At 66.7% G+C, this 16,512-nt stretch carries 15 protein-coding genes; 10 read left to right on the top strand and 5 right to left on the bottom strand.

Features of this window, described 5'->3' with window-relative positions; all coding sequences use genetic code 11:
• Positions 1-103: 103 nt before the first annotated feature.
• From rpmI to QQL87_RS12870, 7 genes are all read left to right on the top strand, one after another.
• Positions 104-304, top strand: a complete 201-nt coding sequence (rpmI, locus tag QQL87_RS12900; protein WP_008539890.1) for a 50S ribosomal protein L35 — start codon at positions 104-106, stop codon at positions 302-304.
• A 78-nt stretch (positions 305-382) separates the two neighbouring features.
• Entirely contained in the window at positions 383-742 is a 360-nt protein-coding gene (gene rplT, locus QQL87_RS12895; protein ID WP_172113603.1) for a 50S ribosomal protein L20, read from the top strand.
• Between the two features lie 169 nt (positions 743-911).
• Positions 912-1,994, top strand: a complete 1,083-nt coding sequence (pheS, locus tag QQL87_RS12890) for a phenylalanine--tRNA ligase subunit alpha (RefSeq protein WP_284418522.1) — start codon at positions 912-914, stop codon at positions 1,992-1,994.
• Positions 1,991-2,407 (top strand): ASCH domain-containing protein, encoded by a 417-nt coding sequence (locus QQL87_RS12885; RefSeq protein ID WP_284418521.1) that lies wholly within the window; start codon positions 1,991-1,993, stop codon positions 2,405-2,407. Before pheS ends, QQL87_RS12885 begins: the two co-directional genes overlap by 4 nt.
• Positions 2,404-4,812 carry a phenylalanine--tRNA ligase subunit beta gene (gene pheT, locus QQL87_RS12880; RefSeq protein WP_284418520.1) on the top strand — a complete coding sequence of 803 codons (2,409 nt, stop codon included), beginning with the start codon at positions 2,404-2,406 and terminating at the stop codon, positions 4,810-4,812. The genes QQL87_RS12885 and pheT overlap by 4 nt, the downstream gene beginning before the upstream one ends.
• The gene (locus QQL87_RS12875; RefSeq protein WP_284418518.1) at positions 4,809-5,585 is read left to right on the top strand and encodes a sulfite exporter TauE/SafE family protein; all 777 of its coding nucleotides are present in this window, start codon (positions 4,809-4,811) and stop codon (positions 5,583-5,585) included. The genes pheT and QQL87_RS12875 overlap by 4 nt, the downstream gene beginning before the upstream one ends.
• 33 nt (positions 5,586-5,618) lie before the next feature.
• Complete coding sequence (locus QQL87_RS12870; protein ID WP_284418517.1) at positions 5,619-6,575, top strand: MBL fold metallo-hydrolase; 957 nt, start codon at positions 5,619-5,621, stop codon at positions 6,573-6,575.
• A 159-nt stretch (positions 6,576-6,734) separates the two neighbouring features.
• Here QQL87_RS12870 and QQL87_RS12865 read toward each other — a convergent pair whose 3' ends face one another.
• Positions 6,735-8,138: a flavin monoamine oxidase family protein gene (locus QQL87_RS12865; protein WP_284418516.1), complete on the bottom strand. Its 1,404-nt coding sequence runs from the start codon at positions 8,136-8,138 to the stop codon at positions 6,735-6,737.
• Positions 8,139-8,328: 190 nt separating this feature from the next.
• Between QQL87_RS12865 and QQL87_RS12860 the strand changes: the two genes are divergently transcribed.
• On the top strand, positions 8,329-9,306 hold the full coding sequence (locus QQL87_RS12860) for a YiiX/YebB-like N1pC/P60 family cysteine hydrolase (RefSeq protein ID WP_284418515.1): 978 nt from the start codon (positions 8,329-8,331) through the stop codon (positions 9,304-9,306).
• Between the two features lie 15 nt (positions 9,307-9,321).
• Here QQL87_RS12860 and QQL87_RS12855 read toward each other — a convergent pair whose 3' ends face one another.
• Entirely contained in the window at positions 9,322-9,597 is a 276-nt protein-coding gene (locus tag QQL87_RS12855) for a metal-sensitive transcriptional regulator (protein ID WP_015663319.1), read from the bottom strand.
• A 46-nt stretch (positions 9,598-9,643) separates the two neighbouring features.
• On the opposite strand from QQL87_RS12855, the gene QQL87_RS12850 reads away from it, so the two are divergent.
• Both QQL87_RS12850 and QQL87_RS12845 read left to right on the top strand, forming a co-directional pair.
• Positions 9,644-12,331: a heavy metal translocating P-type ATPase gene (locus tag QQL87_RS12850; protein ID WP_502871162.1), complete on the top strand. Its 2,688-nt coding sequence runs from the start codon at positions 9,644-9,646 to the stop codon at positions 12,329-12,331.
• Positions 12,332-12,535: 204 nt separating this feature from the next.
• On the top strand, positions 12,536-13,288 hold the full coding sequence (locus QQL87_RS12845) for a sulfate transporter family protein (protein WP_284418513.1): 753 nt from the start codon (positions 12,536-12,538) through the stop codon (positions 13,286-13,288).
• Here the strand turns inward: QQL87_RS12845 and QQL87_RS12840 are convergent.
• The 3 genes from QQL87_RS12840 to QQL87_RS12830 are packed head-to-tail and all read right to left on the bottom strand — an operon-like array spanning position 13,226 to position 16,400.
• A complete protein-coding gene (locus QQL87_RS12840) occupies positions 13,226-14,845 on the bottom strand; it encodes an MDR family MFS transporter (protein WP_284418512.1) in 1,620 nt (539 codons plus the stop codon). The genes QQL87_RS12845 and QQL87_RS12840 overlap by 63 nt on opposite strands.
• A complete protein-coding gene (locus QQL87_RS12835) occupies positions 14,842-15,351 on the bottom strand; it encodes an isoprenylcysteine carboxyl methyltransferase family protein (protein ID WP_284418511.1) in 510 nt (169 codons plus the stop codon). Before QQL87_RS12835 ends, QQL87_RS12840 begins: the two co-directional genes overlap by 4 nt.
• On the bottom strand, positions 15,348-16,400 hold the full coding sequence (locus QQL87_RS12830; protein ID WP_284418510.1) for a type III polyketide synthase: 1,053 nt from the start codon (positions 16,398-16,400) through the stop codon (positions 15,348-15,350). Before QQL87_RS12830 ends, QQL87_RS12835 begins: the two co-directional genes overlap by 4 nt.
• Positions 16,401-16,512 lie beyond the last annotated feature (112 nt).

The following is a 16,512-nucleotide window of genomic DNA, read 5'->3' as shown; positions in this document are numbered from 1 at the left end:
GGTTTGGATCCGAAACCTGAGCACAATCAACGCTCTAACGAGCAATTTCGCCGGATGGCGCCGCTCTCGCGGGCGGCTTGCCGTTGGCATGAAGGAGAGCCAAATGCCCAAGCTGAAGACCAAATCCGGCGCCAAAAAGCGCTTCAAGGTGACTGCCACCGGCAAAGTGATGCACGCCCAGCGCGGCAAGCGCCACGGCATGATCAAGCGGACGAAGAAGCAGATCCGGCAGCTGCGCGGTACCCGCGTGCTGTTCAAGACCGACGGCGACAACGTCAAGAAGTACTTCTTGCCGAACGCCTGACCGGCCTCTCGCTTCCGAAACCCTGGCCGCATCAAAGCCGCGGCTGATCGTCATCTCTGAACCCTAAGGATACCCGGCATGTCTCGCGTCAAACGCGGTGTGACCGCCCACGCCAAGCACAAGAAAGTCTTCAAGGCCGCCAAGGGCTATTACGGCCGCCGCAAGAACACGATCCGCACCGCCAAGCAGGCCGTCGAGAAGGCTGGCCAGTATGCGTTCCGCGATCGCAAGCGCAAGAAGCGCACCTTCCGCGCGCTCTGGATCCAGCGCCTGAACGCCGCCGTGCGCCCGTTCGAGCTCACCTACAGCCGATTTATCGACGGCCTGTCCAAGTCCGGCATCACCGTCGACCGCAAGGTGCTGTCGGATCTCGCGATCAACGAACCCGCCGCGTTCGAGGCGATCGTTGTGAAGGCCAAGGCGGCGCTCGCCGCCTGATCGCCTCACCATCGCGAGGATTTCAAAAGCGGCCGATGATCTCGGCCGCTTTTTGCTATCCGGCGCAATACACGGCTTTGCTTGCCGGCTTTGCCTGCCTGCTTTCGCTTGACCCTTGTCGCCCGCGCGGCGACAACCCAGCCGCCTTTTGTCCCGCGGAGATTTGCCCGTGTCCGACCTCGCTACGCTCGAAACCTCGATCCTCGACCAGATCGCCGCCGCCAGCGACGAAGCCGCGCTGGAGGCGGTCCGCGTTGCAGCCCTCGGCAAGAAGGGCTCGATCTCGGCGCTGCTGGCCACCCTCGGCAAGATGTCGCCGGACGAGCGCAAGACGCAAGGCGCGGCGATCAACCTCGCCAAGGACAAGGTCACGCAGGCGCTGACCGCGCGCCGCGAGGTGCTGAAATCAGCCGCGCTTGATGCGCGGCTGGCCGCGGAGACCATCGACGTCACCTTGCCGCTGCAGGACACGCCGGCCGAGACCGGGCGCATCCATCCGCTCAGCCAGGTGATGGACGAGCTGACGACGATCTTCGCCGACATGGGCTTCTCGATCGCCGAGGGTCCGGACGTCGAGACCGACGACTACAACTTCACCAAGCTGAACTTCCCGGAAGGCCATCCGGCGCGCGAGATGCACGACACGTTCTTCTTCAATCCGAAGCCGGACGGCTCGCGCATGCTGTTGCGCACCCACACCTCGCCGGTGCAGGTGCGCACGATGCTGAGCCAGAAGCCGCCGATCCGCGTGATCTGCCCGGGCCGCACCTACCGCATCGATTCGGACGCGACCCACACGCCGCAATTCCACCAGGTCGAGGGCCTGGTCATCGACAAGGGCTCGCATCTCGGCCACCTCAAATGGATCCTGCACGAGTTCTGCAAGGCGTTCTTCGAGGTCGACCACATCAACATGAAATTCCGGCCGTCGTTCTTCCCGTTCACCGAGCCATCGCTCGAGGTCGACATCCAGTGCCGCCGCGACAAGGGCGAGATCCGCTTCGGCGAGGGCGAGGACTGGCTGGAGATTCTCGGCTGCGGCATGGTGCATCCGAACGTGCTCCGCGCCTGCGGCATCGATCCCGACGAGTACCAGGGTTTTGCCTGGGGCATGGGCATCGACCGCATCGCGATGCTGAAATACGGCATGAGCGACTTGCGCCAGTTGTTCGAAGGCGACGTCCGCTGGCTGTCGCACTACGGCTTCAAGCCGCTGGAGGTGCCGACCTTGGCCGGAGGGTTGAGCTCGTGAACCTCGAGACAGTCCCCGAAGCCTATCGCGGCTTGAGGACGTTCGCGTTCGGCGATGGTCCGGAGCTTGCCGATGAATTGCTCGACCTTGTCATCAAGGGCGTCAAGACGGCGACCTGCAGCACCGAGGACGAGCCCAACACCTCCACGCCGCGCGAGCGCTGGATCGTTCTCGACGGTCGGGGCGAGCCGCGCTGCGTGATCGAAACCACCGAGGTCAGCTATCGCCGCTTCGACGAGGTTGACGCCGCCTTCGCCTTTGAAGAGGGCGAAGGCGACCGCAGCTTGAACCACTGGCGCCAAGCGCACCGCACCTACTTCACCCGACTGGGCAAGTTCAGCGACACCATGATGTTGATGTGTGAGCGCTTCCGCCTTGTCGAGGTCTTTGCCGATCGCAGGATTGCATCATGAAATTCACACTGTCGTGGCTGAAGGATCATCTCGACACCGACGAGCCCGTCGAGAAGCTTGCCGAGAAGCTCACCATGATCGGCCTCGAGGTCGAGCATCTCGAGGACAAGGCGAAGCTGCTCGCGCCCTACAGAATCGCGCGCGTCGTGTCCGCCGAGCAGCATCCGAATGCGGACCGCTTGCGCGTCTGCATGGTCGACACCGGCGACGGTGGCGCACCGGTGCAGGTGGTGTGCGGCGCGCCGAACGCGCGCACCGGCCTCGTCTCGGTGTTCTCGCCGCCCGGCACCTACATCCCCGGCAAGAACATCACGCTGTCGGTCGGCACTATCAGAGGCGTCGAGAGCCGCGGCATGCTGTGCTCGGCGGCCGAATTGCAGATTTCCGATGATCACGACGGCATCATGGAGCTGCCGGCCGATGCGCCGATCGGCAAGCCCTATGCGGAATGGGCCGGGCTCGGCGACCCCATGTTCGAGATCAACCTGACGCCGAACCGCCAGGACTGCACCGGCGTGCACGGCATCGCGCGCGATCTCGCCGCCGCCGACATGGGCAAGCTCAAGGACCCCGGCATCAAGCCGATCAAGGGCGAATTCCCCTGCCCCGTGAAGGTCGCGGTGGAAGACGAGAAACTGTGCCCCGGCTTTGCATTGCGGCTGGTGCGCGGCGTCAAGAACGGCCCGTCGCCGAAATGGCTGCAGCAGCGCCTGACCTCGATCGGGCTGCGCCCGATCAACGCGCTGGTCGACATCACCAACTACATGACGTTCGACCGCGCGCGGCCGCTGCACGTGTTCGACGCCAAGAAGGTGAAGGGCAATCTGGTCGTCCGCCGCGCCCGCGACGGCGAGACCCTGCTCGCGCTGGACGGCCGCACCTACACGCTCGACAACGCGATGTGCGTCATCGACGACGATGCCGGCGTCGAATCGCTCGCCGGCATCATGGGCGGCGAAGCCTCGGGCTGCGACGAAAACACCACCGACGTGCTGATCGAATCGGCGCTGTGGAATGAGATCAACATCGCCCAGACCGGCCGCAAGCTCGGCATCAACTCCGACGCGCGCTACCGCTTCGAGCGCGGCGTCGATCCGGCCTTCATGGTGCCGGGCCTGGAGATGGCGACCAGGCTCGTGCTCGAGCTGTGCGGCGGCTCGCCGTCGGAGAATGTCGTCGTCGGGAACCCGTTCGGCGACGACCGCATCATCGACTTCCCGCTCACCGAGGTGAAGCGTCTGGCCGGCATTGAGGTCCCGTTCACCGAGGTGCGGCGGATCCTGACGCATCTCGGCTTCGTCGTCGCTGGCAACGGCCCGGTGGTGAAGGTGGCAGTGCCCTCGTGGCGCAGCGACATCCACGGCAAGGCCGACCTCGTCGAGGAAGTCGTGCGCATCGTCGGCGTCGACAAGGTGCCGATGACGCCGTTCGAGCGCGGCGATGCCCCGCGCAAGCCGGTGCTGACCCCGCTGCAGCTGCGCACCCGGCGCGCCAAGCGCGCGCTGGCGGCGCGCGGCATGGTCGAGGCCGTGACCTGGTCGTTCATCTCCAAGCCGGCGGCTGAATTGTTCGGCGGCGGCAAGGCCGAGCTTGCGCTCGCCAATCCGATCGCCGCCGATCTCTCCGACATGCGGCCGAGCCTGCTGGCGGGTCTCATTGCCACCGTGCAGGCCAATGCCGATCGCGGCTTCGGCGATGCCGCGATCTTCGAGGTCGGGCAGATCTTCAAGGGCGATCGGCCGGAGGATCAGTTCATGGCCGCGAGCGGCATTCGCCGCGGGATCGCGTCGTCGAGGGGTCTCGGCCGGCATTGGACCGGATCGCAAGCGGCGAACGCGTATGACGCGAAGGCCGATGCACTGGCTGTGCTGGCCGCGGCCGGCGCGCCGATGGCATCGCTGCAGATCGTCTCCGGCGGGCCGGCCTGGATGCATCCGGGCCGCTCCGGCACGATCCAGATGGGACCGCAAAACGTGCTCGGCCATTTCGGCGAGTTGCACCCGCGCACGCTCGAGGCGCTGAAGGCCGATGGTCCGCTCGTCGCCTTCGAGGTCATCCTCGATCGGATTCCGGCGGCGAAGGCGAAGCCGACACGGGCCAAGCCGGTGCTCGACCTCTCCGCCTTCCAGCCGGTATCGCGCGACTTCGCCTTCATCGTCGATCGCAAGGTCAAGGCCGGCGACATCGTGAGGGCGGCGCAGGGTGTCGACAAGAAGCTGATCACCGATGTCACTGTGTTCGACGTCTACGAAGGCAAGGGCATCGACGACGGCAAGAAGTCGGTCGCGATCGCGGTGACCCTGCAGCCGCGGGACAAGACGATGACGGACGAGGAGATCGACGCGGTCGCAGCGAAGATCACAGCCGACATCGCCAAGAAGACCGGCGGCACGTTGCGCGGATGAGCCTCTCCGGCCTCATCCCTGCCGATCTCAGCCTGTTCACGACGATCGCATTGGCGATCGTTGCCTTGATCGCCGCGACCGCGCGGGGCTTCTCCGGCTTCGGCGCGGCGCTGATCTTCATGCCGCTGGCGAGCAGCTTCGCGACGCCGCGCCTCGTTGCGCCCTTGCTGCTAGTGATCGACTTCGTCTCGATGGCACCGACCGTGCCCAACGCCTGGCGCGAGGCCGACCGCAGGGCGACCGCCGTGATCGTTGCGGGCGCGCTGGTCGGCGTGCCCGTGGGCACGTACTTCCTCAGCCGGCTCGATCCGGTCACCGTGCGCTGGATCATTACCGGCTTCGTGATCGCGCTGCTCGCACTGCTGATCTCGGGCTGGCGCTATCGCGGCAAGGACCACACGGCGCTCTCGGTTGCGGTCGGTGCCGTCTCGGGCTTCTGCAGCGGCGTGGCCCAGACCGGAGGTCCACCGATCGTCGGCTATTGGCTGGGACGTCAGATCCCGTCGAAGATTGCGCGCGCCAACATCGTGCTGTTCTTCGGCGCCTCGGATTGCTTCGCGATGATCAGCTATGCGGCGAGCGGGCTGATCACCTGGGACTCGCTGAAGCTCTCGCTCCTGATCGGTCCCGTCTACGCGCTTGGAGTAGCCCTGGGCGCCTCGCTGTTCGGCCGCGCCAGCGAGCGGGTGTTCCGCAGCATCTGCTACGCGCTGATCGCCATCGCTGTGATCGTCGGTCTGCCGGCTCTCGACGGCCTGCTCGGACGCGGCTAGCTTCCCCGCAACGAGACCGATCGGGAGGACGTCGTGATCAATCGCCGAACCATGTTGACGCTTGCGTTGGGAACCGCTGGCGCCATCGCAGCGCCATCGGCGTTCGCCCAGGGTACGAACCAGGGCACGAAGACCGGCACGCGTATCGTCTTCCTCGGCACAAAAGGTGGCCCGCGGGTCGGCGTCGGTGCCTCCAATCCCGCCAATCTCGTGGTCGTGAATGGGACGCCCTTCGTGATCGATTGCGGCATGGGCGTCAGCCGCCAGCTCGTCAATGCCGGCGTGCCGATCCCGTCCGTGAAATACATTCTGATCAGTCACCATCATTCCGATCACAATCTCGAATACGGCAACCTGGTCTACAATGCCTGGGCCGCAGGCTTGTCGACACCCATCCAGTCGTTCGGACCGAAGGGGCTGGAGGCGATGACCAGGAGCTTCTGGACAACCAACAAGTTCGATGTCGACACCCGCATCGAGGACGAGGGCCGCCCCGATCCACGGCCGCTGCTGATTGCGAAAGACATCGACGACGATGGCGTCGTCCTGAAGACGGCGGACGTCACGGTGACCGCGTTCCGCACGCCGCATCCGCCGATCACCGACAATTTCGCCTACAAGTTCGAGACGCCGGACGGCACGATCGTGTTCTCCAGCGACACCGCCTACAACCCCAAGCTCGCTGACTTCGCCAGGGGCGCCGACGTGCTCGTGCACGAATGCCTGTACGTGCCGGCCGTCGACCGGCTCGTGCTGAAGACGAAGAACGGATCGACGCTGAAAAAGCATCTGCTCGAAAGCCATACCACCACCGAGGACGTCGGCCGCATCGCCGCTGCGGCCGGCGTGAAGGTGCTGGTGCTCAGCCACTTCGTTCCCGGCGACGATCCCGAGGTCACCGACGAGGATTGGACGCGCGACGTCAAGAAGAACTACACGGGCCGCATCATCGTCGCGAAGGACCTGATGGAGTTGAAGTTGCCGGTGTAGGGTGGACAAAGCAGCCGCCGCCAGGCGGCAGCATGTCCACCGTCGAGCCGCGAACTCATCAGCAGGATGGTGGGCACGACGCCACAGCGATCTCGAACGCGGACACAGCACGGCTGCGGCTTTGCCCACCCTACAGCCGTCAAAGTAAAGTCGTTCGGCTCAATCCTCCGGCGAGGCACGACCCTTGCGGCGACGGTTGCGCGGCCGCTCGCTCTGTTCGGACTCGGGATCCTTCAACGCGCCGATCCGGCGCAGCGCAGCTTCTGCGGCGCGCTCGCCGGAATCCCAGGCGCCGTCGACCGTGCCCCACAGCGTCTCATGCGTGGCTTCGCCGGCGAGAAACAGCGGCCCCAAGGGCTCGCTGAGGATCCTGCGGGCGCCTTGGCTGCCAGGCGCCGCCGCCGACATCGCACCGAGCACGCCCGGCACCTGGTTCCAGCGCGTGGCCGCGGAGGACTTCACCGCAGCGGCGGCTTCGCTGCCGAACAGCTTGCCGATCCACTCCTTGGCGAACGCGGTCATGGCCGCTTCGCCTTGGGCTGAGAGGTCGCGACCGAACGAACCGGCGACATCCACGGTGCACAGCGACGAGCCGCCGATATTGGCGAGCAACAGACCGGTGCGGTTCGAATTGCTCTGCTCGACGATGACCTCGTCACGCGACAGGCCGAGCGGATTGCCCGAGAGCATCAGCGCGATGTGATCGGTGCTGCCGAGGCTGAGCTTTGCTGCGGCGTCGAGCTGACGCTTCGGCAGCTCGGGCGCAAATTTGATCGCGCCTGAGGTCAGCACGTTGGTCGAGACCGTGAGAATCACCGCCCGGGTCGCGATGCGCCCCGACGGCGTTTCCACCGCGACGTCGCGGTTGCTCCACACGATGCGCGTCGCCGGGGTCGACAGTGCAACCGGCAGCTGCTCGCCGAGCTTGCTGACGAGCGTGCCAAGGCCCTGGCGGCAGGCGAGCGGCGCACTGCGATCCTGGGCGCGCGCCTTGTCCATGACCGAGAGATCAGCGACGTCCTTGCCGGTCGCGCTGGCGCCGAGCACGAAGGCGGTGGTGCCCGTCCAGTCGCCGAGATCCTTCGGCAGGGCCGCGGCACAGGACACATCGATCTTGCCGCGCGAGGCCTCGTCGATGGCGCGGTTGGCGCGCACCAGGCCCGCCAGGAACTGCTCGGTTTCGCCCGGCCGCGCATTGCGCCGGCCGACGCGGATCTTCTGGCCGACCGGCGCGGCCACGACGTCGAGGCCGACGCCGCGGGCGAGCTTGCCGATCGGGTTGCTGTCGGCATTGAGCAGCCAGCGCGCGCCACGATCGAACGGCACACCGAATGTCGCGGCATCGGTGCTGCAGCGGCCGCCGATCTGCGACGACGCTTCGAGCAGGACGACCTTGCGGTTGGCCGCCGCGATGCGGCGCGCCGCGGCGATGCCGGCCGCCCCCGCCCCGATCACGACAATGTCAGCCTCGTGCGGAACCGCAGCCCACGCTGGGCGGCCGACGAGGGGCATGGCGGCCAGCGCCGCGGAAGCGGAAAGGAAGCCGCGGCGCGTGAAGCTCATGACATGGTTTCCGAAAGCTTTGAAAAGCGCGTTTGCGCCGAATTTTGCCGCATCCGCCGCGCTGCGGCAACGGGGATGGTAAATCCCATACCGTCTAAATCAGTTCGACTATGAACCAAATTGCAACCGCAATCGACCATCATGGAAGAAGGGAAAGCAGGCGGCCGGACAAGGTCGACCGGGGAGCGTCATGGGTATCGTGCTCGATCAGATCGGCAAGCTGATTGCCGCCTATCTCCAGAAGGAGATACCGGGCTACGAGCCGTTCACCCCGAGCGATCCCGACTACCTTCGCAAGGACATGCAGCCCGGCGACGTGCTGCTGGTCGAAGGCAACAGCCGCATCTCCGGCATCATCAAATATCTCACGCAGTCGACCTGGTCGCATGCCGCGCTCTATGTCGGTCCGATCGACGGCGCCGTCGAGCCTGACGGCGAGCCGCATGTTCTGGTCGAGGCCTATGTCGGCGACGGCGTGATCTCGGCGCCGCTGTCGAAATATTTCGACTATCACACCCGCGTGTGCCGCCCGGTCGGGCTGACCTTCGAGGACCGGCACACGGTGTGCCGCTACGCCATCAACCGCATCGGCTTCGGCTACGACACCAAGAACATCATTGACCTGATGCGCTATTTGATCCCGATGCCGATCCCGCAGCGCTGGCGGCGGCGCATGATCGCGCTGGGCTCCGGCGATCCGACCAAGATGATCTGCTCGGCATTGATCGCGCAGGCGTTCGACGCGGTGCGCTATCCGATCCTGCCGAAGATCACGCGGGCACCGTCGCGGCGCGCCAAGCGCGAGATCCTGCACATCCGCGATTCCTCGCTGTACATGCCGCGCGATTTCGACATCTCGCCCTATTTCGAGATCGTCAAGCCGACCATCGTCAACGGCTTCGACTACACGACTCTCCATTGGGCCGACAAGCAGAAGCCGCTCGCGGAGGTAGCGGGCGAATTCGCCGTGTTTCCAGGAGCCATCACAGCGCCGCCGCTCGTTCCTCAGGCGGCTGACGAAGAGGCGCCGCAGCCGGCTGCGGCTGCGGAAGTGACGATCGAGAAGGTCAGCGAACGGCTCGTGGTCAACGAGCATTTTCTCGTCGCCGAACCCGTGCGAAAGCTAGCGCCGCGCGTGGCCGCACGTCGGCGGAGGGTTGCGGTCTAAGCGAGCGCGACCCGCTCAGCGATCCGACCGGCCGATCACGTCCATCAGCTCGGCAATCTTCTGCCGCTGGTCGGCCTTGTCGCCGGAGGCGATGGCGTGCTCGACGCAATGCGCGACGTGGTCGCGCAAAATCTCCTCCTCGACGCGGCGGAGCGCCGCCCTGACAGCCGAGATCTGCGTCACGATGTCGATGCAGTAGCGGTTGTCCTCGACCATCTTGGACAGGCCCCTGACCTGCCCCTCGATCCGGCTCAAACGTTTCTGACAGGATGTCTTGATGTCGTCGCGCATGCGCTCTATATACCCCTACAGGGTATAGGTTTCAAGAGGCTGGACGATGTCGGAAACCGAACACGGGCATGGTGTCGCAGCGGTTCAATCCGGGGCGTGCGGTTGCGGATCGCGCACGGGAACGGTCGAAACCCGACAAAGCGAGACACCTGCAGAGGCCTGTTGCAGCGATCATGCCGGTTCGGCCGCCGAGAGCGGCGCGGGCGCCTGCTGTGGCAGTCACGACGACGCGCCGGCCCCACCCGCAACGGTGAAGGATCCCGTCTGCGGCATGACGGTCGATCCGGTCACGTCGAAGCACCGCTTCGCGCATCAGGGACAGACCTTCCATTTCTGCTCGGCTGGCTGCCGCAGCAAATTTTCCGCTGATCCCGCCAAATATCTCGCGCCCGCTGCAGCCGAGTCGTGCTGCGGCGGCCACGATCATCACGCGCATCAGGACGACGCGACCAAGGTGATCGACCCCGTCTGCGGCATGAGCGTCGATCCCGCGACCTCGAAGCACCGCTTCGATCATGAGGGACACACCGTCCATTTCTGCTCGGCCGGCTGTCGCACCAAATTCGCGGCCGATCCCAACAAATATCTCGGCGAGCGCGAGCCGCCGCCGGAGATGCCGGCGGGCACGATCTACACTTGTCCGATGCATCCGGAGATCCGGCAGGAGGGCCCGGGCACCTGCCCGATCTGCGGCATGGCGCTGGAGCCTGACGTCATCAGCCTCGACGATGCGCCGAATCCCGAGCTCGCCGACATGACCAGACGGTTCTGGATCGGCGCGGTGCTCGCGGCGCCCGTCGTCGTGCTGGAGATGGGCGGCCACCTCGTCGGCGGCCATGGCCTGGTTGACCCGACCCTGTCGAACTGGATCCAGTTCGCGCTGGCGACGCCGGTCGTGCTGTGGGCGGGCTGGCCGTTCTTCGTGCGCGGCTGGCAATCGGTCCAGACCCGCAATCTCAACATGTTCACCCTGATCGCGATGGGCACCGGCGTCGCCTATGTCTACAGCGTGATTGCGACGCTGGCGCCGCAGGCGTTTCCGCCGGCGTTCCGCGGTCATGGTGGTGCGGTCGCGGTGTATTTCGAGGCGGCGGCCGTCATCACCATTCTCGTCCTGCTCGGCCAGGTGCTGGAGCTGCGCGCGCGCGAGGCGACGTCGGGGGCGATCAAGGCGCTGCTGCAGCTCGCGCCGAAGACGGCGCGGCGGCTCGATGCCGACGGCAACGACCACGAGGTCGAGATCGCAGAGCTTGCGGTCGGCGACCGCTTACGCGTGCGTCCCGGCGAGAAGGTGCCGGTCGACGGCATCATCCTCGAAGGCCGTTCGTCGCTGGATGAATCGCTCGTCACCGGCGAGTCGATGCCGGTCACCAAGGACGAGGGCGAGCGCGTCATCGCCGGCACCTTGAACCAGACCGGCAGCTTCGTGATGCGCGCCGACAAGGTCGGCCGCGAAACCTTGCTGTCGCAGATCGTGCAGATGGTGGCCGACGCGCAGCGCTCGCGCGCGCCGATCCAGCGCCTCGCCGACCAGGTCGCCGGCTGGTTCGTGCCGACGGTGATTGCGGCTGCGGTCACCGCGTTCGTCGCGTGGTACGCGTTCGGCCCCGAGCCGCGCTTCGCCTTCGGCCTCGTCGCCGCTGTCAGCGTGCTGATCATCGCCTGCCCCTGCGCGCTCGGGCTCGCGACGCCGATGTCGATCATGGTCGGCGTCGGCCGCGGGGCGCAGGCGGGCGTGCTGATCAAGAGCGCCGAGGCGCTGGAGCGGATGGAGAAGGTCGACACGCTGGTCGTCGACAAGACCGGCACCCTGACCGAGGGCAAGCCGAAGGTGACCGCGATCATCGCGGCTCACGGCTTCGACGAGGCCGAGGCTCTGCGGCTTGCCGCCAGCGTCGAGCGCGCCAGCGAGCATCCGCTCGCCGCGGCCATCGTCCACCATGCGAGCGAGCGGAAGATCAGGCTCGCCGAGGTCAAGGGTTTCGATGCGCCGACCGGCAAGGGGGCGCGCGGCGAGGTCGACGGCAGGACGATCGTGATCGGCACCGCCACCTATCTCGCCTCGCTCGGCATCATCACCGATACGCTCGGCGTCGAGAGCAAGAAGCTGCGCAGCGAGGGCGCGACCGTGATCACGATGGCCGTCGACGGCAAGCCGGCCGCGTTGTTTGCGATCGCCGATCCCGTCAAGGCCTCGACGCCGGCGGCGCTGAAGGCGCTCGCGGCCGACGGCATCAAGGTGATCATGCTGACCGGCGACAACCGGACTACAGCCACCGCTGTCGCGCGAAAAATCGGCATCACCGAGGTCGAGGCCGAGGTGCTGCCGGATCAGAAGAGCGCCGTGGTCGCGCGTCTGCGCGCCAGCGGCAAGGTCGTCGCGATGGCCGGCGACGGCGTCAACGATGCGCCGGCGCTGGCGGCGGCCGATGTCGGCATCGCCATGGGCACCGGCACCGATGTCGCGATGGAGAGCGCCGGCATCACGCTGCTGCAGGGCGATCTCGGCGGCATCGCGCGGGCGCGCAAGCTCTCCGCCGCTGTCATGCGCAACATCCGCCAGAACCTGTTCTTCGCCTTCATCTACAACGCCGCCGGCATCCCGATCGCAGCCGGCGTCCTCTATCCGGTGTTCGGCATCCTGCTGTCGCCGATCATCGCGGCAGCCGCGATGTCGCTGTCATCGGTGAGCGTGGTGGGCAACGCATTGCGGCTGCGGGCGACCGAGCTGTGAGGCGACGTACGGTCTCTCCGCCGTCATTGCGAGCGCAGCGAAGCAATCCAGAGTCCCGCCCACCACCCTGGATTGCTTCGCTGCGCTCGCAATGACGAAGGAAGCAGTCTTGGCGCATTTGCGTGCGGTGGGGAGGACGGACTTGCCGAAGCCTGCGGCCGTGTCTACCTCCTCACGCGAGGCTAACAGAGAGGTTCCACCGTCATGATCGACGCCGCCATCAAGGCGATTTCGCAGATTCTGTCGCCGCCGATGCGCACGATCCTGTGGCGCTCGATCGGGCTGGCGCTGGTGCTGGTCACGGTGCTCGCGATCGGGCTGCAGCGGCTATTGACCTGGATGGCGACGGCCGGCGAGGGCTGGGCGGAGGCGATGCTCGGGCCGAACTCGCACGGCACCCTCGAGGTGCTGACCTGGATCATCTCGATCGCAGCGGGCTTCGGCGTCGTGTTCGGCGGCATCATGCTGATGCCGGCGATCACTTCGCTGATCGCGAGCCTGTTCGTCGACGACGTCGCCGATCTGGTCGAGCGCGAGCACTATCCGGCCGAGCGTCCCGGGCAGGCCCTGCCCGTCGGCGTCGCCCTGATCGAGGGCGTGAAGGCAGCCGCCCTCACCATCCTGATCTATCTGGTCGCCCTGCCCTTCGTGCTGCTGGCCGGCGCCGGCTTCGTGATCTTCTTCATCGCCACCGCCTGGCTGCTCGGCCGCGAATATTTCGAGATGGCCGCGATGCGTTTCCGGTCGCCGGCGGAAGCCAAGGCGATGCGGCGCGACAACGCCGTCACCGTGTTCATCGCGGGACTGTTCATCGCCGCCTTCGTCACCATCCCGATCGTGAACCTGGCGACGCCGCTGTTCGGCATGGCCTTCATGGTCCACCTGCACAAGCGCCTATCCGGACCGCGACCCGAGCTGATCGAGCCGTCGCCGGAGCGCCGGCTGCGCAGCCTCTAGCGGCATCAGCTGCGGCGACGCGCTAGCCGCCTTGTTGCGCGCGAAGGGAATCAGCACGAAGCCGAGCAGCGCCACCGCCGCAAGCAGCGCCCAGGCCTCATTGACGCACAGCGCCAGCGACGCCTTCTCGACCAGCGGCCGGACATAGGCGATGGCCTGCTCCTCCGAGATGTTGCGCGGACGATTGCGCAGCAGCTCCGGCGCGAGCCCAATCGCCTTGGCCGTGGCCGTATCTCCCGCCATCAGCCGATCGCGGAACGCCTGGGCATGCAGCGCGACGCGGCCGTAGATGATGGTGTCGATCAGCGCGATGCCGATGGCGCCGCCGAGATTGCGCATCAGGTTGAACAGCCCGCTGGCATCGGCGACCTCGGCCTGCGGCAGGTCGCCGAGCGCGATCCGGGTCGGCGGCAGCAGGCAGAACATGATGCCGACGCCGCGCACCACCTGCGGCCAGAACATCTCCTGATAGTCCGCGCTGGCCGGCTGGAACGCGCTGGCGGCAAGGCCGGCGCCGAACAGGACGAAGCCGAACGCGGTCAGCAGCCGCGCATCGACCTTGCCGTCCAGCGCGGTGACGAACGGCGCGGCGATCAGTTGCGCGACGCCCGTCACCAGCATGATCTTGCCGATCTCGAACGCATCATGCCCGCGCACGAAGGCGAGGAACACCGGCATCAGATAGACCGAGCCGAACAGGCCAATGCCGAGACAGAAGCTCGACAAGCAGCCGAGCGTGAACGAGCGGCGCTGAAAGCTGCCGAGCCGCAGGATCGGGTGCGCTGCCGCCAGCAGCCGCTGGATCAGCAGCGTAAGGCATGACGCGCTCAGCACCAGCAGCGCGATGCAGTTCGACGACAGCCAGCCGCCCTTCGGCGCTTCCTTCAAGCCGAGCTCGAGGCTCGCCAGGGACACCGCGAGCAGCAGCAGCGCCAGCAGATCGAGCTTGTCGAGCTCACCCAGCTCCACGTCCTGTCGCGGCAGCAGAGCCGGCGTCACCGTTGCGGCGAGGATGCCCGGCGCGATGTTGATCAGGAACAGCCACGGCCACGACCAGGTGTTGGTGATGAAGCCGCCGACCACCGGACCGACCGTCGGCGCGAGCACCGCGACCACGCCGCCGATGGTGGTGGCGAGCGCATGCAGCCGCGCCGGAAACAGCAGGAACACCGCCGAGAACACCACCGGGATCAGCAGGCCGCCGAAGAAGCCCTGCAGCACGCGGAACGCCAGCAGCATATGAAAACTGCCGCTCAGCGCGCAGCCGAGCGAGGCGGCGGTGAACACGCTGACGGCGCCGACGAACAGCCAGCGCAAGGTGAACACGCGCGTGAGCAGGCCGGTCAGCGGAATGGCGATGATCTCGGCGATCAGATACGCCGTCTGGATCCAGCTCATCGCGTCCGGCGTGATGCCGAGCGCCTCCTGGATGGTCGGCAGCGACGTTGCCACCACCTGGATGTCCAGGATCGCCATGAACATGCCGACGCACATCAGGACGAAGCCGAGCCAGGTGGTGACGCCCGGCGAGTCCTGCGGCGCGGCCGGCGCGCTCATGCGGTCTGGCCGCCGCTGACGCCTGAGGAGAGCGCCTCGGATTCGGCGCGGATGCGGATGAACAGCACCGCCGCATTCAGGCCGGAGAAGATCAGCGCGATCAGCGGCAGATGCAGCGCCAGCGGCAGCAGCGCGATCTCCGCCGTCACCACCAGATAGTTCGGATGCGAGATGTAGCGATACGGCCCGTCGGTGACGAGCGGCGCGCCGGGCAGGATGATGATTCGCGTCGTCCAGCGCGGGCCGAGCGTCGCCAGCACCCACCAGCGCAGCCCCTGCAGAGCCACGAAGCCCGACAGCAGCCACGGGTCGACCTCCTGGTCGGCGCCGAGCAGCCACAGCGACACCAGCCACGCCGCATGCATCGAGATCATCAGCGGGTAATGATCCGCCCCGACCTCGACCGCGCCCATCGCGCGCAGCCGCCTGGTGTTGTGGCGGGCGAGCACGAGCTCGCCGAGCCGCTGCATGGTGACGAGAGCGAGGACGAAGGCGGCGAAGGTCATGCGGCGTGCCTCAGTGAAACGCAGCTTGCGGTGAAACCGGGTCCGAGCGCCGTGAGCACCGAGCGCGGCGGCAGACCGCGGGCGCGGGCGCGCTCCAGCACGAACAGCACCGTCGGCGCCGACATGTTGCCGTAGTCCGCGATGACCTCGCGCTCATGGTCGAGCGTGCCCTGGCCGAGCGACAGCGCGCGCTCCAGCGCCGTGATCACCTTGGCGCCGCCGGGATGGCAGACGAAGCGATCGACCTCGCCAGGCGCGATCTTCATCCGGCCGAGGATCTCGTTGACCGCGGGGCCCATGTTCTCGGTGACGAAGTCCGGGATCGTGCGCTGGAAGATGACGCCAAAACCCTCAGGATCGACGCTCCAGCCCATGATGTCCAGCGTATCCGGCCACAGCTTTTCGCCGGTGGCCTCGACGCGGACAGCGCCGCCGTCGCCGGCGCGCAGGATGGCGGCCGCGGCACCGTCGCCGAACAGGCTGAGCGCGACGATGTTGGCCTTGGTCAGCTCGTCATGGCGCACCGCCAGCGTGCACAGCTCGAAGGTGACCATCAGCACGTTGGTGCCGGGCCGCGCCTGCGCCAGCCTTGCTGCGATCGAGAGGCCGGAGACGCCGCCGGCGCAGCCGAGCCCGAACACCGGCACGCGCGAGACGTCGGAGCGAAAGCCCATGCGGCCGGCGACGCGCGCCTCCAAGGTCGGCGTCGCGATGCCCGTCGAGCTCACGGTGACGATGGTGTCGATGTCAGCGGCGACGAGATCGGCCTGCGCCAGCGCCTTGGTGGTGGCCTCGATGAACAGCGCCTCGGCGCCTTCGAGATAGGCTTCCGTGCGCTCCGGCCAGCCGCGCCGCTCCATGTACCATTCGATCGGCTTGACGCCGTAGCGCTGGCGGATGCCGGTGTTGGCGAACAGGCTCGCCATCGTGTCGAACTGTGGAAAGCGCGGCGACAGCACGACGCGCGCGGCTTCCATCACCTCGTTCTGGCGGAACTGATGAGGTGGCACAGCGGTCGCGAGCGACACGAGTGCGGCGGCATGGTCCATTCGGATGATCCTTCCAGTTCCCGGCGTCGAAAAAACGTCCGAGAACGCGGGATAAGTCACGCGCCACTCACGTCGGCCGGAATTTCGCTGTCATCTTATGTCGAAGCCGGGC

Origin of the sequence: Bradyrhizobium sp. SSBR45G (assembly GCF_030159255.1) — a bacterium.
In the GTDB taxonomy this organism is placed as follows: Bacteria; Pseudomonadota; Alphaproteobacteria; order Rhizobiales; family Xanthobacteraceae; genus Bradyrhizobium.
This window is presented reverse-complemented; position numbering and strand designations above follow the sequence as displayed.